The sequence below is a fragment of the Rhizobium sp. CIAT894 genome (assembly GCF_000172795.2).
Taxonomy (GTDB): Bacteria; Pseudomonadota; Alphaproteobacteria; order Rhizobiales; family Rhizobiaceae; genus Rhizobium.
This window is the reverse complement of the sequence record NZ_CP020948.1, coordinates 44,126-64,532: the sequence shown is the minus strand read 5'-3', so window position 1 is coordinate 64,532 and position 20,407 is coordinate 44,126. Positions and strand designations below refer to the sequence as shown.

Below are 20,407 nucleotides of genomic sequence, written 5' to 3'. Positions count from 1 at the left end.
AGGATCCCGGTCGTCACTTGTCCTGTATTCTTTTGCCTCGCCTAGAAGCTTGGCCCAGACGCAGTCGGGACGATGGAACCGAACAATGGATATGACGCGCGTCCGAGATCACATGGTGGAGCACCACGTTACGCGTCGTGGCATTCGCGATCGAGGTGTCACGGAGGCGATGCGCACGGTGCCGCGCGAAAAATTCGTCTCTCTGGGCTGTGAGGAGTTCCCCTATGAGGATGCACCGCTGTCGATCGGCGAGGGCCAGACGATTTCGCAGCCGTTTATTGTAGCCCTGATGCTCGAAAAGGCCCGCCTGGATGCGGGTGACAAGGTGCTGGAGGTCGGAACGGGCTCCGGCTACACCTCAGCCCTCATGAGCCGTATAGCAAGGCGGGTCTATTCCATCGAACGCCATGAGAGGCTGGCGCTTCAGGCCAAGGAAAGGTTCGAGAAGCTCGGATATCATAACATTGACGTTCGTGTGGGCGATGGCAGCAAGGGCTGGCCGGAAGCCGCCCCATTCGACGCCATTGTCGTTTCTGCAAGCGCACCCGCGGTGCCGTCCGCCTTGAAGGCGCAATTGGACCTCGGAGGGCGGCTCGTCATCCCGGTCGGCCGCAGCGAGCAGCGGCTGAAACGCGTCACGCGCACCGGCGCCGCTACGTTCGAGGAGGAAGATCTCGGCGGGGTTCTCTTCGTTCCCCTGATCGGTGAAGACGCCTGGACTGCTGCACATCCAATGTACACGGCGACGGCCCCGCCATCGCCGGGAACTTTTGCGTCCGGCCCAGGTTCTCCGCGAAACGCAGAGGGAGAGGGCATGGAAAAGATACAAGACTTGCCTGCGCTGCCCGAAGGCGTGCTCGATCATACCGAATTCCAGCGGCGGTTCTGGGCAATTCAACGCATTGCCTGGATCATCTTCACGCTTCTTCTCGTGGCCTGTCTGCTGGGCTTGCTTGGAAGAGGCGGTCCGTTTTCACGGCAAACCATCGCGTTTCCTGGAGGGGCTGTGGATTTTCCCGTCCTCTCCCGCTGGAACGCCCCGGAGACTATGACGGTGAACTTCGCGCCGTCATCCGAAGACCGGGTCTTCACGATCGATGCCGCCTTTCTTCAGAGCTTTTCGATAGAGGGCGTCGACCCGCCTGAGAAGGCGACCTTGGTGCGCCAAGGCCGGATCGGCTACGTATTCCCAAGCGATCCGGCAGGACCGACGCAGATCGTGTTCCGTCTGCAGACACAACTCCCCGGCCCTTGCCGCAGCACCATCGGCATCGGCGCGCAGACACGCGCGCACTCCACTTTCATTTTTCCATGAGGGCGGCGCCTTGGATGCAGTTTTACGCGGACTGGCGATCTATTTCACACTGCTCCTGATCATCCGCCTCTCAGGAAGACGGACGCTCGCCCAGATGACGCCGTTCGACCTGGTCATCGTGCTGGTCATCTCCGAAACCACGCAGCAGGCAATGCTCGGGGACGACTTCTCGATCACCAATGCCATCATTCTGATCCTGACGCTGTTTACGACAGACATCGGCCTCTCCTACGTGAAGAGGTGGTGGCCTCGCGCAGCACATATCATCGATGGCGTTCCAACCGTTCTCGTCGCGGACGGGGTCTATGACGAAGGCGCGCTCAAAGGCGCTCGCCTGCAGAAGGAAGACGTCATGGAAGCGGCTCGTAGCCAGGAAGGCATCGAGAGTGTCACGGAGATCAAATTTGCCATCCTCGAAGTGAGCGGCAACATCAGCATCATCAAGAAGCAGAAACCCGGTTGACGATCGGGGAAGTCTCGGCCTGCGTCAGTAAAGGTTGATATATGTAAGCTAAAAACTTACAAACCATTCATGATCAAGTCGTTTAGAAACGAGGCTCTGACAGATCTTTTCGAGACGGGCAAAACCGCGAAAATCGATGCCAAGCTGCAAAAACGAATTCTGATCAGACTTGACCGCTTTGGAACAGGCCGAAAAGCCGGACGACATGAACCTTCCCGGGTTCGACTTCCATGCCCTCAAGGGCCATAATCCCATTCGGTATACCGTTCACGTCAACGGCCACTGGTGCATCACATTCGAATTCGACGGCAACGATGCCGCTCGCGTCGATTTCGAGCAATATCATTAAGGCGGCTCGGACTGGGGAATGATTTAATGCCCGTGTATGAAACGACGAGGCCCATGACGCGCTGCCCTTCCCACCCTGGGGCATTGCTCGCAGACATCATCCCGGCAACGGGAAAGACCAAGGTGGAAATCGCCAATCTGCTGGGTATCTCGCGCCAGCAACTCTACGATATTCTGAACGAGAAGAAGCCCGTATCGCCCAATGTCGCTGCCCGGCTTGGGAAACTGTTCGGTGACGGGCCGGCGATATGGCTGCGCATGCAAGCTGCCTATGATGCCGAACGGGAAGTGGATGTCTCGGGTATCCCGACAATCCGGGCCGCCTGAGGGAAAGCGCGTCGATCCGCCTCAGAAGGACAGGTCGAGCACCCTGCCCTCGAACAGACGGTCGCGTGAGCCTTCCAGATGCGCCTTCATCAGCCTTTGCGCATCGTCGGCCCGGCCATCGGCGATCGCTTTATAGATGGCGTTATGCTCTTCATAAACCTGTTCAAGCCCCTGGCGCGGGCCGAGCAGGGAGAGGCCGTGAAGATGCATGCCGACGGCGATATGGGCTTTCAGCGCATCGATCGAGGCCGTGTAATAATGATTGTTGGCAGCCTCCGTCACCGCCCGGTGGAAGATGAAATCGGCATCGGTGCGGTGAAGCTGATGGCTGGTCGCTTCACGCAGATCGGCAAGGGCGCTGGCGATCTTCTGGATCGCCTGCTCATTGCGGCGTTTGGCGGCAAAATAGGCGGCGGCCGGCTCGATGGTCAGGCGGAATTCGTAGCAGCGCTGAATGTCGGCAATCGTCTTGACCGGCGAATAGGCAAGCTGCGTCGTCGGCGACCCATGCGCGCTGACGAAGGTGCCGGCGCCCTGCCGTGCATAGACCATGCCCTGATCGCGCAGGCGGGCCAGCGCATCGCGGACGATCGGCCGGGAAACACCCAGCATCGAGGCAAGTTCATGTTCGCCGGGAAGGCGTGAATCCGGCGGATAATTTCCGCCGCGAATCCGCTCGAGCAGTTGGTCGAAGACGCGATCGACCAGCTTGACGGCCTTGCCGCGTTCGGGCTTGCCCGCCGGGCCGGCTTCCGCGTTCAAAGATTCGCCATTCACTTCAACCACGTCATTCTCCCCGACGGTATTGTACTATGCCGCCTGATTCCGAGAAACCAGTCTTAGCAAACTATCGGGATGGCCGAAGCCCCCCGACTTGACAGCACACCGAAATTGCCGCCCGTCGCCGGCCATGACATCGAACCATGGAATACCGGCCTCGATCTCGCCCTTCGGCACCAGTACCCTGACGCCAAGCGCCTGAAACACGGCAAGGGCGGTATCGCCGCCGCCGACCATCAGCATATCGGGCCTCGTATCATCGATGACCGCTTTGACGCCTGCCGCGAAGCGGTGGGCGACGAGGCCCGCGTCAGCCGTCATGTCGCCGGTGCAGCGCAGCAAGACCGGCAGTGCCAGCCCCTCCCCGCATCCGATCTCGCCGATCGGAGCATCCACCACCATGCGCAGGGCACCCGAGGCTTCGAGCCGGTTCATCTGGACGACGGTGATCGGGTCGCGAGAGCCGAAGGCAAACAGCGTCCGCGGGCTTGCCGCGAACTCCATCGCCGGCTGCCCCGCTTCGCCAAGCCGGCGGGCAATTGCCGCGCCGAGGCCACGCGCACCGACCGCAAGGGTCCTCGTCCAGTCATGACCGTCGATGATCTGGTCGAGGTCAAGATCGTTTTCCGCATCGGCAACGACAACATTATCGCCACCGCGCCCGAATAGGTCGGCGATCGGCAATGGCTTGGGAACCCCGCGCCCGACGACGCAGCCCCGGTAGGTCACGCGTTCCTGATCGGGAATGGCGGGCGCCACCAGGATGGTTTTCAGGCCGAGCGCCTCGGCGAGCGCCAGGCTTTCCGCCGCGACATTGCCCTTCAGCCGGGAATCGATCTTCTTCATCACCACCAACGGCTTCTCGCCGCGAAGCACTTCCGTCGCCGCACGGACCGTTTCGACGGCTTCGCGTTTGCCAAGCGCGCGCGAAGCGGTGTTGACGACGACGACATCGCAGCCGGTTGCGATCGCATCCTGCGCCGCCCCGACGTCGACGGCGACCGCAACCGAAAGGCCAGCCGCAATGAAGGGCGTACCGGTATCGAGTGCGCCCGTCAGATCGTCGGCGATAATGGCGGCCTTCAATGTCATGCGATCTGCTCTGTATTGACAGCGTGGCAGGCGACGAGATGGCCGGGTCTCGCTTCCTTCCAGGCGGGAATAACCTTGCTGCAGACGTCCATCGCGATCGGGCAGCGCGTGTGGAAACGGCAGCCCGACGGCGGGTTCAGCGGGCTCGGCACGTCACCCTGCAGGATCTGGCGCTGGCGGGTGCGCTCGTGCTCCGGATCCGTCTCCGGAACAGCCGAGAGCAGCGCTCTCGTATAGGGATGCAGCGGATTGTCGAAGAGCTCCTCGCGGGTCGCAAGCTCGGCGAGGCGCCCGAGATACATCACACCGACGCGGGTGCTGATATGGCGCACCACCGCGAGGTCATGGGCGATGAACAGATAGGTCAGCCCGTATTTCTCCTGCAGATCGAGCAGCAGGTTGATGATCTGCGCCTGGATCGACACGTCGAGCGCCGAGATCGCCTCGTCGCAGACGATGAATTTCGGCTGGCAGGCGAGCGCCCGGGCGATGACGACGCGCTGGCGCTGGCCGCCTGAGAGTTCGTGCGGGTAGCGCTGGGCAAACCGGGTGGGCAGGCCGACATCGGTCAACAACGCCGCGACCTTGTCTTTCAGCTCGGCCTTGGTGCAAAGCTTGTGAAAGAGGATCGGCTCGCCGATCGCCTCGCCTACCGTCATACGCGGATTGAGCGTCGAATAGGGATCCTGGAAGACGATCTGCAGGTCGCGGCGGAAGGGCCGCATCTGCTTCTCGTCGAGTGTAGCGAGGTCCTGTCCCTTGTAAACGACCCTGCCACTGGTCGCCTTGTAGAGATTGAGGATGGTGAAGCCGGTCGTCGATTTGCCGCAGCCGGATTCACCGACGAGGCTCAGCGTCTCGCCTTCCATGATGTCGAGATCGACATTGTCGAGGGCATAGACGGTCGCCGAGCGTTCGCCGAAAGCCCCGAGCTTGACGTGGAAATGCTTGACCAGGTTTTCGACCTTGAGCAGCGGTTGCGCAGCCATCACGCGGCCTCCTGCATTCTCTGGACGACGAAACAGGCGGCGCGGTGATTGCTGCTGCCGCTCAAGGATTCGAGCCGCGGCACCTTCTCGTGACAGATCGCCTCAACGAGCGGGCAGCGCGGCGCAAACGGGCAGCCCTTCGGCCGGCGGCCGGGCTCCGGCGGCGTGCCGCCGATCGAAGAGAGCCGGCTTGCCGGCGGATCGGAAAGTTTCGGGATCGAGGAAAGCAGGCCGCGCGTATAGGGATGGCTCGGGCGGGCATAAAGCTCGTCGACCGGCGCATCCTCGACGACCGTGCCGGCATAGAGCACGGCGACGCGGTCGACCAGGCCGGCGATCAGCGCCAGATCATGGGTGATCCAGACGACTGACATGCCGAGCTTGGCGCGCAGATCCTTCACCAGATCGACGATCTGGGCCTGGATGGTGACGTCGAGCGCCGTGGTCGGCTCGTCGGCGATCAGGAGCTTCGGGTTACAGGCAAGGCCGATGGCGATCATGACGCGCTGGCGCATGCCGCCTGAGAGCTCGTGTGGAAAGGCTTGCAACCGCTCTTCCGGGCCGGGAATGCCGACGAGCCGCAGAAGCTCGACGGCCCGGATGCGGGCCTCGGCCTTTTTCATTTTTCGATGATAGATCAGCGGCTCGCAGATCTGGTCGCCGACGCGCATGACCGGATTGAGCGAGGTCATCGGATCCTGGAAGACGAAGCCGATATCGCCGCCGCGCACCTTGCGCAGTTCGGCATTCGACATCGTCTGCAGGTCGCGGCCGGCGAAGGTGGCCGTTCCCTTGGCGACCTTGATCTTGTTCGGCAAGAGCCGCATCAGGCTCAGCATGGTGAGGCTCTTGCCGCAGCCGGATTCACCGACAACACCCAGCGTCTCGCCCTTGTCGACATGGAGATCGATGCCGTCGACGACGACGGCCGGGCCGTTGCGGCCATCGATCTCGACGGTAAGGCCCCTGACATCGAGCAGGCGTTCTGTGCTTTTCGTGTCCATCATTTGTTGCCCCGCGGATTGAGCGCGTCGTTGAGGCCGTCGCCGAGGAAGCTGAAGGCAACCGAGGCAAGGCCGAGCACGGCCGCCGGAGCGGCGAGAAGATGCGGATAATGCTGCCAGACGCGAAGGCCGTCCGAGATCATGTTGCCCCAGCTCGGCGTCGGCGGATTGACCCCGACCCCGAGGAAGCTGAAGGCGCTTTCCAGCACCATCGCCGTGCCGAGACCGGCGCTGACCGAAACGATGAGCGGCCCGAGCGCATTCGGCACGACATACCGCTTGATGATGACCCAGTTCGACAGCCCGAGCGCTTGGGCGGCGGTGATATAGGGCCGGCTGCGGATCGACAGAACCTGGGCGCGCACGAGACGGGCATAGGGCGGCCAGGAGATCAGCGCCATCGACCCGAAGACGAGGATGAAATCCACCCATATCGTCTGGCGGTAGAAGGGATTGAGGGTCTCGAGGTAGCGCGCCTCCATCCAGCGGGTGATCGGCGATTTCAGCGAAGCGTTGATGACGACGACGAGCAGCAGGTTGGGAACCGACATCGTCACGTCGGTCAGCCACATGATGGCGCGGTCGAAGGGATTGCCGAAGAAACCGGCGACCGCGCCGAGCGTGAGGCCGATCAACACGGCGAAGAAGGTGACGATGACGGCGACGAGGAAGGCGGTCCGCGTGCCGAAGACGACGCGGCTGAAGACATCGCGGCCGAGGTCGTCGGTTCCGAAGAGATGGCTCATCGACGGCAGTGCGTTGCGGGCGTTGAGATCCTGGCTGAGATAATCATAGGGCGTGAGGTAAGGCCCGAAGATCGCCGTGAAGGCGAGGATCAGGACGACGATGAGGCCGAAGACGGCGAGCTTGTTGCGTTTCAGCCGGTGCCAGGCGTCGCGCCACAGGCTGACCGGCGGCTCCTCGATGGTCTCGGTGGTAGAAAGAGGGATTGCGGACATGGTCAGCGGCTCCTTCTTGAATCGTTGGCGCGCGGATCGAGCAGCGGATAGAGCACGTCCACCAGGAGGTTCGACACCATCACCAGGAACGATCCGATCAGCGTGATTGCCAGGATGACGGGATAATCGGAATTGATCAGCGCCTGCACCGTCAGCCGGCCGAGACCCGGCAGGCCGAAGACGAGCTCGACGAAGATCGCGCCGTTGACGATGGTGATCATGATCAGGCCGAGCTGGGTCACCACAGGCGTCAGCACCGGCCGCAGGATATGGCGCAGCGCCACGATAATCTCGGGCACGCCCTTGGCGCGGGCGGTGCGGACGAAATCCTCCGACAGCACCTCGATGACGGCGGCGCGGGTCTGGCGCACGATCAGCGCGATCGGCTGGAAGGAAAGCACGAGCAGCGGCAGCAGGATGCGGACATCGAAGACACCGCCCCAGCCATAGGGCACGCTTGCGCCCGGCAAGAGCACGATCAGGCCGACCATCAGCAAGGGACCTGCGACATAGGCCGGGATCGCCCAGAGGAAAAGCGCCGAGCCCAGAATGGCGTAGTCGAGGCGCGAATTCTGGTTCAGCGCAGCGATCATGCCGAGGGGGATTGCGACGAGGGCCGTCAGGATGATGGCACAGAGGGCAAGCTGGAAGGAGACCGGGGCGGCAGCCGAGACCATCGCCCAGACGGCGCGGCCGGAGGTCAACGAATTGCCGAACTGGCCGTGCAGCAGGTTCCAGATGTAAAGGCCGAACTGCTCGATGAAGGGCCTGTTGAGGCCGGCGCTTTCGCGGATGGCTTCGATGCGCTGCGGATTATAGGCGACATCGCCTGGCGCGCGCAGGAAGATCAGCTTGATCGGATCGCCGGCGCCATAAAAGGCCAGCGCGTAGACCGCCAGCATCACCACCAGAACGGATGGAATCCAGATGGCGAACCGGGTTAGCACGTAGCGCAGCAAGGCCACCTCCCACCTGTTGTTCGATGCGTTCCCGCCCTTTGCAGAAGCCCGGCGGATCGCATCTCTTCTTGAAACTTGCGCGAAGGCCTTGCGGCCCTCGCGCGCTCATTGCCAGAAACGATAGGCCCAATCAGCCGATGGAAATGTTCCAGGGTTCGGCGATCTGCCAGTCGAGGTTCTTCTCCATGCCCTTGACCTCCTTGGTGGCCCAGCGCGACATCGCCTGAGAATACCATGGGATGAAGGCCCAATCCTCGCGGAACGCCTTCTGGGCTGCCTGGGCGAGGGAGATGCGCTGCGGATCGTCCGCAGCCTTGGTCGCCGCTTCGGCAAGGGCGCTGTCGACCTTGTCGTTCTTGTATCCGCCGAGCTTGTTCTGCGCGTTCGACGAGGTCGAGGCGATGCTGCCCGCCAGATAGGAAACGGCGTCGGGAACACGGGTGCCGACGTCGTCGCGGAAGATCTGGACCGAGTTCTGATCCGGACCGGCATAGGCGTCCTGCTGCGGTTTCATGTCGACGGCCGTGATGCCGAGATTCTGGCGCCACTGCTCGGCGATGAACTGGGCGGCGGCCTGGATGGCCGGCGCCGAAATGCCGACGAACAGGATTTTCGGCAGGCGCTCGGGCCCGCCATAGCTCGATTCGGCAAGCAGCTTCTTGGCGGCTGCCGGATCATAGGGAAAGGGCTCGAAGCCGGAATTGTCGGCGCCGGGAACCGAATTGAGGATCTGATCGGCCTTCTTGTGCGGCCCATCGGGATAGGAGGCCTTGAACAGGCCGTCGCGATCGACCGCCATGATCAGCGCCTGGCGGACCTTCGGATCGTCCATCGGCGCACGGGAGATGTTGAACCAGAAGTGCTGGCTGGTCGGGATCAGCGGGCCGGCCGAGAATTCCGGGCCGAGATCCTGGATGATCGTCGAGGTGACGAGCTCGGTATGGGCGTTGAACTCGCCGGATTTGATCAGCGACGTCGCGGTGACATTGTCCTCGATCGAGGTGATGTCGATGCGGGCAAGCTTCGGCTTCTGCCCAAAGAAGTTTTCATTCGGCTCGAAGGTGATCTTGCCGGCATCGATATCGATGCTCGTCAGCTTGAAGGGGCCGGAGAAGACCGGCTTGTTTTCGGGCTTATACCAGTCGATGATTTCCTCGCCGTCGCTGCCGCGCGATTGCGACGCTTTGGTGATCGGCGCGATGTGGTTTGCCAGGCGCATGAAGAAGATCGGATCGGCAGCGGCGAGCGTCACCACGACTGTCCCCTCATCAGGAGTCGCCACACCCGTCAGCTCGTTGCCGGAGCCGGCGGCGATTTCGGCATAGCCCTTGACCTTGCTCAGCACCTGGTCGGCGCGCTGGCTCTTGGTGTTCGGCATCGAGGCAACTTCCCACGATCCCTTGACATCGGCCGAGGTGATCTTGCTGCCGTCCGAGAAGACGGCCTTGGGATCGATCTTGAAAGTCCACACCGTGTTGTCGGCCGATTCCCAGCTTGCGAAGACGTAGGGCTTGATATTGCCCTGGCTGTCGAAATACATCGGCGACGCCCACCAGATCGAATTCCAGCGGAACGTTCTGCCGCCGCCGCGCAGCGGCGACCAGTCCTGGTCGAAGGCCGGATGGGCGACCTTCAGGACCTGGCCGTCATCGGCCATCACGATGCGGGCATTCATCCCGAACACGGTAAGGCCGACACCGGCGGCGAGGCCGAGCTTCAATGCATTGCGACGCGATAAATTGGTTTTGTCAGATTGATCAAGAGACATGGCATTCCTCCCAGGTGAAATCGGCAGCGCTCTCCCTGCACTGCCAGGCGCAGCACAATCCGTCGCCTATCGTTCTCTCGTTATTGTAAATATGTCAACAAAAAATCGCAATTTTTGTCGCAACAAAATTTATAACGAAAAATATCACAGCAATAACAATTAGATAATTTTTCCATCAGGAATGAACGCATTTTGTCTTCTTGACAAAAGAACTGCAATGGAAAAGTTTTTCGCAATCCATCGCGACAGACGAATGACAATTGCCCGTGCAGCCGGAAAAGACGGGACGCACCGAGGAGGGCGGAATGAGCCACAGGATTACAGGCGTTTTCAGCGCGGCCGCAACGCCGCTGACGGCAGACAATACGCCCGACCTCACCCTTTTCACCGACCACTGCCGGCGACTGCTGGCCGAGGGCTGTCATGGCGTGGCCCTGCTCGGCACGACCGGAGAAGCCAATTCCTTCTCCGGAGCCGAGCGCCGCGCCATATTGGAGGCGGCGGTGAAGGCCGGCATTCCGGCCGACAAGCTTTTGCCGGGCACTGGCGTCGTCGCCATTCCGGAGACCGTGGAACTGACGCGGCACGCCCTATCGCTCGGCGTCACCAAGGTGGTGATGCTGCCGCCTTTCTATTACAAGGGCGTCTCCGACGACGGCCTGTTTGCCGCCTATTCGCAGGTTCTGGAAAAGGTCGCCGACACCCGCCTGCAGGTCATCCTCTATCACATTCCGCAGGTCTCGGGCGTGCCGCTCTCCATTCCGCTGATCGGCCGGCTGATTGCGGCCTTCCCGGAAACCGTCGTTGGAATCAAGGAATCTGCCGGCGATTTCAATAACATGCAGGCCATCATCGCCGCCCATCCCGGCTTTTCGGTGCTGGCGGGCGCCGATCCGCTGCTGCTGCCGCTCATGAAGGCCGGCGGCGCCGGCTGCATCACGGCCACTTCCAATCTCGTGGCGGATTCGCTGCGGACCATTTACGACCATGTTCATGACGAGGCGCGCAGCGCCGATGTCGAGACGGCGCAGGCACGCATCAATGCCTATCGCACTCTTTCCAATTCCTACGTCCAGATCCCGACCATCAAGGCAATGATCGGGCTGAAGACAGGCAATCCCGCCTGGAAGCGCACCCGCGCGCCGCTGATGCCGCTGAGCGAGGTCGACTCTGCCGCGCTCGCCGATAGCTACGCCAAACTGCCTTGAGGAGATCCGCCATGACATTTACCGGCCTGGCTCCCGAAGCCGTCTCCGCTTTGATGACCGGGAGCGTCACCCCTCACCCCTCTGTCGCAGGCCGCGCCGATGCCTACCTGCCCTCACCCTGCATCCAGAACCATGCAGCCAATCTCGCCTTTCTGCCCGACGGCACGCTGAGCTGCGTCTGGTTCGGCGGCACGATGGAGGGCATGGGCGACATTTCGATTTACATGTCGCGGCTGGCGCCGGGCGCCGAGCGCTGGTCGGAACCGGAAAAGATGAGCGACGATCCGAAGAAATCCGAGCAGAACCCGTTGATATTCAACGCCCCGGACAGAAAGACATGGCTGCTCTACACATCGCAGACCTCAGGCAACCAGGATGGCTCGATTGTCAAATGCCGGATATCGGATGACGGCGGCAAGACATTCGGCCCGGTCCGGGTCCTCTGCGACAGCCCCGGCACTTTCGTTCGTCAGCAGATCGTCGTCAACGGCAGGGGCGACTGGCTGCTTCCGATCTTCCGTTGCGTCGGCCTCGACGGTCAGCGCTGGAGCGGTAATGCCGATACGGCAGCGGTGCTGATCTCGCGCGATCGCGGCGCGAGCTGGCAGATGCACGATATTCCCGACAGCATCGGCGCCGTCCACATGAATATCCTGCCGCTCGGCGGCGGCGAGATGATCGCCTTCTACCGCAACCGCTTCGCCGAAAACATTCTTTTCAGCCGATCGTCCGACGGCGGCGAGACGTGGAGCCCGCCCAAGCCGACCGAACTGCCGAACAACAATTCCTCGATCCAGGCCACCATGTTAAATGATGCAGCAATCGCAATGGTTTACAACCATTCGAATGCTGATATGTCGGATGCGCGGCGTCAGTCTCTCTACGACGAAATCGAGGGTGACGAGGCTGGAGAGTCCACTGTTGTTGTTGCCGATACCGGCCGCAAGGCGGTCTGGGGTGTGCCGCGTGCGCCGCTCAGCCTGGCGATTTCGAGGGATGGCGGCAGGACCTTTCCGCATCGCATGGATCTCGATACAGGCGACGGCTTCTGTCTCAGCAACAATTCCAAGGATTCGCTGAACCGTGAATTCTCCTATCCCTCGGTCATCCAGGGCAGCGACGGCACGCTCCATGTCGCCTACACCTATTACCGGCGCGCCATCAAATATGTGCGACTCGCCCCGCAAGCGCTGCCGTAAGCAAGATGCCGGCCTGGAATTGTAAATCTGCTTTCCGATCCCGCATGAGACGATGCGGGACACAGGCAGATCGGCCGGTCACGCCGAGGATTTGACAACAGGTTTGGCCTCCCCGCCGCCGACATGATGGCGGCTGACCTTTTAACTGACCGCTTCATCCATACATATTATAAGCACTTGATTTTAAATAATATATTGGTACACAGCAAGCGCCTGAGGCCTGTTCTGCGGCATGCTCGGCGATAAAATTCCCGCCGACCTGGATTGTCAGCTTGACATTGATCTTACAACTTTACAATAAATGGAGTGACACTATCGCCGCAAGATCTTGCAGGAGGACTGGTTCATGGCCAGCTTGGATTCGCCAATCACGATCGTTCGGCCGCATCTGATCGAATTCGGCATCGGCACGGCGGCAAAGCTCGGCAAATGGGCTGCCGAAAAGGGCTATAGGCGCACGCTTGTCATCTCCGATGCTTTCAACGCCTCGCGCGTCGACACGTTGGAATTGAGGGGCGAGGTGACGGTCTTTGCCGAAGTGACGCCGGAGCCGGATACGGCAAACCTCGAAAAGGTGCTCTCGGCGGCCAACGGCGCCGACGCCGAGCTGATCGTCGGCTTCGGCGGCGGCAGCGCTATGGACCTGGCAAAGCTCGCCGCCGTTCTTGCCGGCTCCGCGCAGACGCTGCAAGACGTCGTCGGCCCGAACAAGGTGCATGGGCCGCGCAAGGCAGCACTCGCCCAGGTGCCGACGACATCGGGCACCGGCAGCGAAGCCGGCATCCGCGCCCTCGTCACCGATCCCAGGACGATGGCCAAGCTCGCGGTCGAAAGCCTGCACATGCTGGCCGACATCGCCGTCATCGATCCGGCCCTGACCTTCACCGTGCCGGCACGCACCACCGCCGCCACCGGCGTCGACGCGATGGCCCATTGCGTCGAGGCCTTCACCAACCGCAAGGCCCATCCGATGGTCGATATCTACGCGATCGAGGGAACGCGGCTGGTCGGCAAATATCTCGCCCGCGCCGTCAAGGATGGCAACGATGCCGAAGCGCGCGCCGGCCTGTCGCTCGCCTCGCTCTACGGCGGCTTCTGCCTCGGTCCGGTCAACACTGCCGGCGGCCATGCGCTCGCCTATCCGCTCGGCACGCGCTGGCATGTGGCGCATGGCGCTGCGAATGCGCTGATCTTCCCGCATGTTCTCGCCTTCAACACCCCGTCTGCGCCTGAGAAGACGAAAGCGGTGATGGAAGCGCTTGGGCGTCGAACCTCGGAAGACACGGCCTCCGTCTTCGATGCGGCCTATGCTTTCTGCGCCGAACTCGGCATCGAGATGAAACTGTCAGGGCTCGGCGTGCCGGAAAGCGATCTCGACGCCATGGCCGACGATGCTTTTGCCATCCGCCGCCTGCTCGACAACAATCCGCGCGACCTCACACGCGCCGACATTCGCTCGATTTACGCAGCCGCCTTCTAGGCGGCATAGTTTTCAGAAGGGACTTTGATGATGGACAGGAATGCGAAAGTCGCCGTCACGCTCGGTGATCCCGCCGGCGTCGGCCCCGAGGTAATCGTCAAGGCCCTGGCGGCTCTTCCGAGCGAAGAGCGCCGCGACTTCGTCATCGTCGGCAATGTCGAAGCGCTGGAGCGCGCCGAGCGCGCCACCGGCGCCGGGCTGAAATTCGGGCCTGCCGATGCCGCCGGCGATGACAGGATCGCCGTAGATGAAGTCGCACTCAGTGCGGCCCTGCCCGAAATCGGCAAGGTCAGCCCGGTCGCCGGCGATGCCTCGGTGCGCTATATCACCCGCGCCGTCGACCTCGCCATGTCAGGGCAAGCCGATGTCATCGTCACTGCGCCGATCAACAAGGAAGCGATGAACCTTGCCGGCCATCACCATGACGGCCATACCGGGCTTCTCGCCCATCTCACCGGCTCGAAGAGTTCCTTCATGCTGCTTGCCTCCGAGCGGCTGAACACCATCCATGTTTCCACCCATATCTCGCTGAAGGGGGCGATCGAGCGCGCGAGGACGGAGCGGGTTCTCGCCACCATCGAGGCCGGCCACCGGCACTTCCTGCGGCTCGGCAAGAAGGCGCGCATCGCCGTTGCCGGCCTCAATCCGCATTGCGGCGAAAACGGCCTGTTCGGCACCGAGGACATGGAATTCCTGGCACCCGCCGTCGAACAGGCGCAGGCCAGCGGCATCGACGTCGTCGGACCGATTTCGGCCGATACGGTCTTCGCCCGCGCCTATAACGGCGCCTTCGATCTCGTCATCGCTCAGTATCACGATCAGGGCCACATCCCGATCAAGCTCGTCGCCTTCGAGACGGCGGTCAACGTCTCGCTCGGCCTGCCGATCGACCGCGTCTCGGTCGATCACGGCACCGCCTTCGACATTGCCGGCACCGGCAAAGCCAACCACGTCAACATGCTGTCGGCCATCGCCTATGCCCGGCTGATGGCCCGCTCGCCGCGGCAGAGCGCATAATCAGACGAGATCCGTTGACGGCTTATCGAGCTGGCCGAGCCCGCATGGTCATTGTTTTGTCTACGAGACGAGCCGTTCCGTAAGCGAAACACACGACCGCGCTGAGAAGCACGAAAAAAGCGAGAGGGCCGCTCAATCCGATCGACCCGGCGACTGGCTTGAAAACACCGATCACACCGCGGTGCAGAATGTAGACGGGGTAGGAGATATATCCCACCCACGTCGCCAACCTCTCGGCTTTTGCAGGCATCTCCAGAAAGAGGCCAAGCATCACGATGAGCGGCGCCAGGGCCATCGCAAACATCAGATCGTAGTAGGGCCGCAGGAGGGAAGGAACCGGCGCGGCCATGAAAATCATCAGAAGAAGGCACGGCAGGATCGCCGTCCAACCCTTCCTCCAGGCCGGCATGCCACCGAATAGACGGCTGATCACGACCCCTGCAGTAAATGAAAACATGACCCTTGGGAGACCACCTATTGCGGAAGGCCATTCCCAGCCGATATTCAACATACCGTACTTAAGACCCGCAAAGGCCAAAAGCGCAGCTGAAACCAAAGCGACGAGGCAAAGGGCACGGACAGAGAGCCGGAAGAGCCATAGCGCGAAGACTATGTTTACCAACAGTTCCCAGAACATCGACCATGCCGGGCCATTGATTGGAAACATACCCTGCATTGGGTTGGTTTGAAGGAAATACATCGGGCTGGGCAGAAAAATCCCGTTGGCAACGGTCGACGCCAACAGGTCAATGACGCTCTGATGTCTCAGGCCCCAGCCTGTTAACAATATGATCTGTACGAGACCGACCAAAATTCCGATCAAATAAAGCGGATAAAGGCGCTTGATTCGAGCCGCCATGAACGCCGGGAACGGCAGGCCACGTGCAAGCCGTTTTCCATAAATCTCGGCGATAATAAACCCGCTGAGTACGAAGAAAAAGTCGACCGCCAGATAGGCCGACGGGGCATATCGTTCCTGGAAATGTGTGGCGACGACACAGATCGCGGCAAAGCCGCGCATTGCATCCAGGGAATAGTAACGGCTGCGGTCGGGAATCCAGACTTCCGCGGCGTCAATCGTCGATGGCGAATAACCGCGGTCGAGACTGGTCATCTGATCGATATCCTATTCGCTTGTGCCTGAGCGGCGGTCAGATGCGGTGGATTGAAACTGACATCCGTGCCGACCACTTTGCGCATCAGTGGCACCTCCGCAAGGCTGGTCTGCGGAGGTGCCCCGATATCACGATTGATGTGCCACAGGGTCGACAAGCTCGTCCCTGTTGGTTTTGCGCTGTCGTACCTGCTTTATGCTGCCGATCAAGACATTGAGATGAGATCTGCACAGAACAAAGATCAGGCAGCAATATGCAATTCCGCCGGCAACGATTTCCACGGCCAGACGTGGATAGGGGGACCAATGAATGAGCGATTCATGCAGGAGCAAAACCACAGCGACCATTCCTGCACAAGCCATGCTGGGCCGAAGAAACTGCATCAGATAGGCCCCGACACTCAGCTCTATATGGCGCGAAACCTTCCAGCTGGTGATCGGCCAAAACAACAGAACTTCGATCATAATCGCGAAAACAACTATTGTGACGCCGAAAGGATAAAGAACTGCGATCGTCACGAGCGTGAGGAGATTTCGTGCCAACTGGTAGTAGAACCACCAATCCATCTCCCCCTGGCTCTTGATCAAGGATGCCTGCACGTAGCCGATCCCAGCCATCAACCCGATAACGCAGTAGAACCGAACCGGCCAAACGGCCTCGATCCAATGCGCACCGAAAATTGTCGTGATCGCATCACCGGCAACTGCGGCAAGGCCGATGAAGACGGGGTAGGAAACCAGGGCGCAGCCAAACGTCGCCATCAAAAATGCTTCTCGAACTTTCTTCGGATCGGTCCGCAACGAGGACAGCAAGACGTGGGTGACCGATGTTAAGCCCCCGGCGATGACGTTGTTGATCATATCGAACAAACGCTTCGAGAAATTATAGATACCGAGCGCTGACGGGCTCAGGAGCACGCCGATGATCAAATTGTCCAAGCTCATCGTTTGCAAGAACCGAGTGCCGGATGCAAAAAACCCGTAATGCAGCAGGTCGTTCAGACTTTCTCTCTTCACGTGAAGCCCGGGCGACCACCCTGCGCCCCAGAAAGCAGCGCCGCATGATGCCGCTGTGGCTGCGATCTGGGCAATCGCAAGCGCCCACAAGCCGAAACCCGCGAGAACCAACACAAGGCAAATACAACCAGAAGTAATTGTGGCGATAACAGTCCGGACGGCGACGAGGTGGAATGACATCTTCCTGTTGACGATCGCATTCGGAACGACGGCCGTGAAGTCGAAGAACACCTTCAGTCCCATGATGTAGATAAGGGACGTGATTTCTTTATGTCCCACGTAGGCCGCGATGGGCGAAGCGGCGACACACAAAACGCCATAGACCAAGAATGAAAAGGCAAGCGAAAGCATAAATATCGTATCGAGGTGGCTTCGCCTTATTTCGGATCGCTGTATGATTGCTTCGCCAAATGCGGTCGGTCCAAAACTGCCGGCAAACGACACGATGCTGAATGCCAGCGCAACAAGACCGAAATCCTGAGGCTGGAGGACTCGAGACGTCACCACGAAAACTGCGAAGGTGAGGACTGTCGGAATGAGCGTGCTCATCGCCGACCAGAAGGCACCCGTTACGGCCGCCGAGGATCGGTTCTTATTGACATGGCTGAATAGAATATCATCGTCTCGTACAACCGACAAAACTGAGCTCCTACTGGGAATCAAACGATCGAAGGATGAGGGACTAGATCTCGGGCAGGAAGGCTGGAGCTTAGATCCATGGGTCTGCCTGCCTTGTACCAGGTTCCGTTCATCTCATACGGAAGGCGGGACATCGCCGCTAAAAGCTCACCGGCATTTGTCGCTTTCTCCACCAGAGGGCTGTCGCTAGCCCAGCTACTGATGGCGTCGTGCAGCCTACTTCCGTTTCTCGCAACCGCGACATGCGGCTTATTGAGCAAAAGACAGAGAATATGACCATGTAAACGGTTGGTGATGATCCGCTGCGCGCCGGACAGCATCTTCACGCCATAATCGACATATCGAGCAGCGACATCCTCGCGATGCTGGGCCATCATCTGGGAGCGGCTAAAGCCAAGCCGCATCGCCGCCTTGACGACACTCGACTTGCGCATGCGCGACAAACTATCCGGACCGTTGATCCAATTGGTAAGGGGGCCGTCAGCAATTGCTCGCGCTTCGGCTATATCGACATCGTCTTCTCCAAAAGACTGCATGACGTATAGTAGCCTGAGAGGATCGGCTTCGAACGGCTTGAGCAGCTCAATACCGAATGCCGTGTCCGGGCCAGCCTCGACATCGCAATCGAAATTCGCTTTTGCCAGCCCGAAACTCTGCTCGTCGCGCGTCATAAAGAAAAATTTGCGATGCCTGCCAATCGTACGCTTGGCGTATTCCAGAAGTGCTTCGTTGGCGAAATCGATGGTTTGAGGCATCTGAATAATGGTTCGATCCGGATATCTGCAGGCCAGACGAAAGCGAATATCGTCCCTGCCGATCTGGCCACCTCCGAAATCGGACCAGCCGCAAATGAATATTGGAGCGTCGCCGGGAGTATTTTTTATCTCGTCAATACTTTCAGCAGAGCCACCAGAAAGCACTGGATACCGACCTGTTACTTCATGCAACACCCTAATCAATCCCAACCAACTTGCGTAATGACCGGGATCTTTGGCGGACGGAAAATCCATTATAACGTAAGGATGCCCTTTACCAACAAATTTCCTTACCGATTTAATCAACTTTTCTTGCTGTCGTCGTATTACAACTTCGCCGAGATGATACATATATTCTACTTGAATTTTTTAAAATCGGCTCAGCAATTACATGCCAAGTGTGGGGAGTCAATTAGACCACCGTGCGTCATAGCTACGCACCAAATTGACGTTATTTTTTAAGGTAAATGACGAGGTTCAGACCTTGCCCGCTTCGCCGGGCACAGCCGTAAGTCGATGGACAACCTCTTAAGAACATCTGCGGACGACAGGATAACCGGGATATTTAGTGGAGGCAGGTGGCGAAAGCCTCTCCCCCATCACACCCCGAACAGACGACGATCCCAGAAGACGGGTTGGCGAAGACTGACCGCGATCGATGCGAAATCCGGATGGGCGGGGATGATCAATATATTGTTATCGACGCGGCGCCGACACTTGGGACCATCAGGATGACGCAGCGCTTCCCCTGGCACCAGCGTTCGCCGAAGGTCTTGCTGACGACAGCTATCCGCTGCCATGGATGCGCTTTTGCTCCCTCCACTCTTTTCCCCGAAGTTCGTTCTTTTGGAAATTCCTTCCTATCCATCCCCATTAATCCATTTAATCTATAGACATAATTAATTGGAGAGAATGGCAATGAGCATCGAAAAGTCCGGGAGCGTCTTTGGAAGACGAGACCTGTTGAAACTGTCCGCAGCGGCGGGGGTCGCCTTCGCCGGTGCTTCGCTGGTCGGACAGAAGCCGGTTTTTGCGGCCGGCGAAGAACTGTCGCTGAAAGGTAAGCGCATCGCCATCAGCGCCACCGGCACCGATCACTTCTTCGACCTGCAGGCCTATAATGCCCAGATCGAAGAGGTGAAGCGCCTCGGCGGCGAGCCGATCGCCGTCGATGCCGGACGCAATGACGGCAAGCTCGTCTCGCAATTGCAGACGCTGATTGCCCAGAAGCCGGATGCGATCGTTCAGATCCTCGGCACGCTCAGCGTTATCGATCCCTGGCTGAAGAAGGCACGTGACGCCGGTATCCCGGTCCTGACCGTCGACGTCGGTTCGACCAATTCGATCAACAACACCACGTCGGACAACTGGGGCATCGGCAAGGACCTGGCGCTGCAGCTCGTCTCCGATATCGGCGGCGAAGGCAATATCGTCGTCTTCAACGGCTTCTACGGCGTCACGCCCTGCGCGATCCGCTACGACCAGCTGGTCAATGTCGTCAAATATTTTCCGAAGGTGAAAATCCTCCAGCCGGAGCTGCGCGACGTCATCCCGAACACCGTGCAGGACGCCTTCACGCAGATCACGGCAATCCTCAACAAGTATCCGGAAAAGGGTTCGATCAAGGCAATCTGGTCGGCCTGGGATATTCCGCAGCTGGGCGCAACCCAGGCTCTGGCAGCCGCCGGACGGACCGAGATCCGCACCTACGGCGTCGATGGCAGCCCTGAGGTGCTGCAACTGGTTGCCAATCCGAATTCACCGGCCGGCGCCGACGTCGCGCAGCAGCCGGCGGAAATCGGCCGCACCGCCATCCGTAACGTCGCCAAGCTGCTCGCCGGCCAAACGCTGCCGCGCGAAACCTATGTTCCGGCACTGCTCGCCAACAAGACCAATGTCGGCGATGTCACCAAGAAGCTCGGCATCGGCTGACAAGGCTCCCGAGCGATCCGGCCGTGACCGGATCGCTCGGAA

At 60.2% G+C, this 20,407-nt stretch carries 18 protein-coding genes and 2 pseudogenes; 9 read left to right on the top strand and 11 right to left on the bottom strand.

Annotated elements, in window-relative coordinates; translation table 11 throughout:
• The first annotated feature begins 85 nt into the window (after positions 1 to 85).
• From RHEC894_RS21970 to RHEC894_RS21955, 4 genes and pseudogenes are all read left to right on the top strand, one after another.
• Positions 86 to 1,315, top strand: coding sequence for a protein-L-isoaspartate(D-aspartate) O-methyltransferase (locus RHEC894_RS21970; protein WP_085739135.1), 1,230 nt, complete (start codon positions 86 to 88; stop codon positions 1,313 to 1,315).
• A 10-nt stretch (positions 1,316 to 1,325) separates the two neighbouring features.
• On the top strand, positions 1,326 to 1,778 hold the full coding sequence (locus tag RHEC894_RS21965; RefSeq protein WP_085739134.1) for a YetF domain-containing protein: 453 nt from the start codon (positions 1,326 to 1,328) through the stop codon (positions 1,776 to 1,778).
• A gap of 69 nt (positions 1,779 to 1,847) precedes the next feature.
• Positions 1,848 to 2,127, top strand: a pseudogene (locus RHEC894_RS21960) (type II toxin-antitoxin system RelE/ParE family toxin).
• A gap of 26 nt (positions 2,128 to 2,153) precedes the next feature.
• On the top strand, positions 2,154 to 2,453 hold the full coding sequence (locus tag RHEC894_RS21955; protein ID WP_085739133.1) for a HigA family addiction module antitoxin: 300 nt from the start codon (positions 2,154 to 2,156) through the stop codon (positions 2,451 to 2,453).
• A 21-nt stretch (positions 2,454 to 2,474) separates the two neighbouring features.
• On the opposite strand, the gene RHEC894_RS21950 is transcribed toward RHEC894_RS21955, so the two are convergent.
• The 7 genes from RHEC894_RS21950 to RHEC894_RS21920 all read right to left on the bottom strand — a co-directional run bounded on the left by RHEC894_RS21950 (position 2,475) and on the right by RHEC894_RS21920 (position 10,004).
• Complete coding sequence (locus RHEC894_RS21950) at positions 2,475 to 3,239, bottom strand: FadR/GntR family transcriptional regulator (RefSeq protein WP_085739132.1); 765 nt, start codon at positions 3,237 to 3,239, stop codon at positions 2,475 to 2,477.
• A 24-nt stretch (positions 3,240 to 3,263) separates the two neighbouring features.
• A complete protein-coding gene (locus tag RHEC894_RS21945; RefSeq protein WP_085739131.1) occupies positions 3,264 to 4,325 on the bottom strand; it encodes a four-carbon acid sugar kinase family protein in 1,062 nt (353 codons plus the stop codon).
• Positions 4,322 to 5,314, bottom strand: coding sequence for an oligopeptide/dipeptide ABC transporter ATP-binding protein (locus tag RHEC894_RS21940; RefSeq protein ID WP_085739130.1), 993 nt, complete (start codon positions 5,312 to 5,314; stop codon positions 4,322 to 4,324). The genes RHEC894_RS21945 and RHEC894_RS21940 overlap by 4 nt, the downstream gene beginning before the upstream one ends.
• On the bottom strand, positions 5,314 to 6,321 hold the full coding sequence (locus RHEC894_RS21935) for an ABC transporter ATP-binding protein (RefSeq protein WP_085739129.1): 1,008 nt from the start codon (positions 6,319 to 6,321) through the stop codon (positions 5,314 to 5,316). The genes RHEC894_RS21940 and RHEC894_RS21935 overlap by 1 nt, the downstream gene beginning before the upstream one ends.
• Positions 6,318 to 7,277: an ABC transporter permease gene (locus RHEC894_RS21930; RefSeq protein WP_085739128.1), complete on the bottom strand. Its 960-nt coding sequence runs from the start codon at positions 7,275 to 7,277 to the stop codon at positions 6,318 to 6,320. The genes RHEC894_RS21935 and RHEC894_RS21930 overlap by 4 nt, the downstream gene beginning before the upstream one ends.
• Before the next feature lie 2 nt (positions 7,278 to 7,279).
• The gene (locus tag RHEC894_RS21925; RefSeq protein WP_085739127.1) at positions 7,280 to 8,236 is read right to left on the bottom strand and encodes an ABC transporter permease; all 957 of its coding nucleotides are present in this window, start codon (positions 8,234 to 8,236) and stop codon (positions 7,280 to 7,282) included.
• A 130-nt stretch (positions 8,237 to 8,366) separates the two neighbouring features.
• Positions 8,367 to 10,004 (bottom strand): ABC transporter substrate-binding protein, encoded by a 1,638-nt coding sequence (locus RHEC894_RS21920; RefSeq protein ID WP_085739126.1) that lies wholly within the window; start codon positions 10,002 to 10,004, stop codon positions 8,367 to 8,369.
• 305 nt (positions 10,005 to 10,309) lie between these two features.
• Between RHEC894_RS21920 and RHEC894_RS21915 the strand changes: the two genes are divergently transcribed.
• The 4 genes from RHEC894_RS21915 (at position 10,310) to pdxA (ending at position 14,908) form a co-directional block, all read left to right on the top strand.
• Positions 10,310 to 11,212 (top strand): dihydrodipicolinate synthase family protein, encoded by a 903-nt coding sequence (locus tag RHEC894_RS21915; protein ID WP_085739125.1) that lies wholly within the window; start codon positions 10,310 to 10,312, stop codon positions 11,210 to 11,212.
• 11 nt (positions 11,213 to 11,223) lie between these two features.
• Entirely contained in the window at positions 11,224 to 12,411 is a 1,188-nt protein-coding gene (locus RHEC894_RS21910) for an exo-alpha-sialidase (RefSeq protein ID WP_085739124.1), read from the top strand.
• A 346-nt stretch (positions 12,412 to 12,757) separates the two neighbouring features.
• Positions 12,758 to 13,891: an iron-containing alcohol dehydrogenase gene (locus RHEC894_RS21905; protein ID WP_010069284.1), complete on the top strand. Its 1,134-nt coding sequence runs from the start codon at positions 12,758 to 12,760 to the stop codon at positions 13,889 to 13,891.
• A gap of 30 nt (positions 13,892 to 13,921) precedes the next feature.
• Positions 13,922 to 14,908 carry a 4-hydroxythreonine-4-phosphate dehydrogenase PdxA gene (gene pdxA / locus RHEC894_RS21900; RefSeq protein WP_085739263.1) on the top strand — a complete coding sequence of 329 codons (987 nt, stop codon included), beginning with the start codon at positions 13,922 to 13,924 and terminating at the stop codon, positions 14,906 to 14,908.
• 22 nt (positions 14,909 to 14,930) lie between these two features.
• Here the strand turns inward: pdxA and RHEC894_RS21895 are convergent, their stop codons facing one another.
• The 4 genes and pseudogenes from RHEC894_RS21895 to RHEC894_RS33450 all read right to left on the bottom strand — a co-directional run.
• The gene (locus RHEC894_RS21895; RefSeq protein WP_085739123.1) at positions 14,931 to 16,022 is read right to left on the bottom strand and encodes an acyltransferase; all 1,092 of its coding nucleotides are present in this window, start codon (positions 16,020 to 16,022) and stop codon (positions 14,931 to 14,933) included.
• A gap of 129 nt (positions 16,023 to 16,151) precedes the next feature.
• A complete protein-coding gene (locus tag RHEC894_RS21890; protein ID WP_085739122.1) occupies positions 16,152 to 17,678 on the bottom strand; it encodes a lipopolysaccharide biosynthesis protein in 1,527 nt (508 codons plus the stop codon).
• A 20-nt stretch (positions 17,679 to 17,698) separates the two neighbouring features.
• Positions 17,699 to 18,784: a polysaccharide pyruvyl transferase family protein gene (locus RHEC894_RS21885; protein WP_085739121.1), complete on the bottom strand. Its 1,086-nt coding sequence runs from the start codon at positions 18,782 to 18,784 to the stop codon at positions 17,699 to 17,701.
• Between the two features lie 248 nt (positions 18,785 to 19,032).
• Positions 19,033 to 19,223: pseudogene (locus RHEC894_RS33450) on the bottom strand (RES domain-containing protein); the annotation flags it as partial.
• A gap of 128 nt (positions 19,224 to 19,351) precedes the next feature.
• Here RHEC894_RS33450 and RHEC894_RS21875 point away from each other — a divergent pair.
• Positions 19,352 to 20,365 carry a sugar ABC transporter substrate-binding protein gene (locus tag RHEC894_RS21875; protein WP_085739120.1) on the top strand — a complete coding sequence of 338 codons (1,014 nt, stop codon included), beginning with the start codon at positions 19,352 to 19,354 and terminating at the stop codon, positions 20,363 to 20,365.
• Positions 20,366 to 20,407 lie beyond the last annotated feature (42 nt).

Bases quoted from the DNA above. Each gene is read 5' to 3' on its own strand.
- RHEC894_RS21970 (WP_085739135.1), top strand. From the start codon at position 86: ATGGATATGACGCGCGTCCGAGATCACATGGTGGAGCACCACGTTACG.
- RHEC894_RS21905 (WP_010069284.1), top strand. From the start codon at position 12,758: ATGGCCAGCTTGGATTCGCCAATCACGATCGTTCGGCCGCATCTGATC.
- RHEC894_RS21895 (WP_085739123.1), bottom strand. From the start codon at position 16,022: ATGACCAGTCTCGACCGCGGTTATTCGCCATCGACGATTGACGCCGCG.
- RHEC894_RS21915 (WP_085739125.1), top strand. From the start codon at position 10,310: ATGAGCCACAGGATTACAGGCGTTTTCAGCGCGGCCGCAACGCCGCTG.
- RHEC894_RS21930 (WP_085739128.1), bottom strand. From the start codon at position 7,277: ATGTCCGCAATCCCTCTTTCTACCACCGAGACCATCGAGGAGCCGCCG.
- RHEC894_RS21945 (WP_085739131.1), bottom strand. From the start codon at position 4,325: ATGACATTGAAGGCCGCCATTATCGCCGACGATCTGACGGGCGCACTC.
- RHEC894_RS21935 (WP_085739129.1), bottom strand. From the start codon at position 6,321: ATGATGGACACGAAAAGCACAGAACGCCTGCTCGATGTCAGGGGCCTT.
- RHEC894_RS21940 (WP_085739130.1), bottom strand. From the start codon at position 5,314: ATGGCTGCGCAACCGCTGCTCAAGGTCGAAAACCTGGTCAAGCATTTC.
- RHEC894_RS21920 (WP_085739126.1), bottom strand. From the start codon at position 10,004: ATGTCTCTTGATCAATCTGACAAAACCAATTTATCGCGTCGCAATGCA.
- pdxA (WP_085739263.1), top strand. From the start codon at position 13,922: ATGGACAGGAATGCGAAAGTCGCCGTCACGCTCGGTGATCCCGCCGGC.
- RHEC894_RS21910 (WP_085739124.1), top strand. From the start codon at position 11,224: ATGACATTTACCGGCCTGGCTCCCGAAGCCGTCTCCGCTTTGATGACC.
- RHEC894_RS21885 (WP_085739121.1), bottom strand. From the start codon at position 18,784: ATGTATCATCTCGGCGAAGTTGTAATACGACGACAGCAAGAAAAGTTG.
- RHEC894_RS21875 (WP_085739120.1), top strand. From the start codon at position 19,352: ATGAGCATCGAAAAGTCCGGGAGCGTCTTTGGAAGACGAGACCTGTTG.
- RHEC894_RS21955 (WP_085739133.1), top strand. From the start codon at position 2,154: ATGCCCGTGTATGAAACGACGAGGCCCATGACGCGCTGCCCTTCCCAC.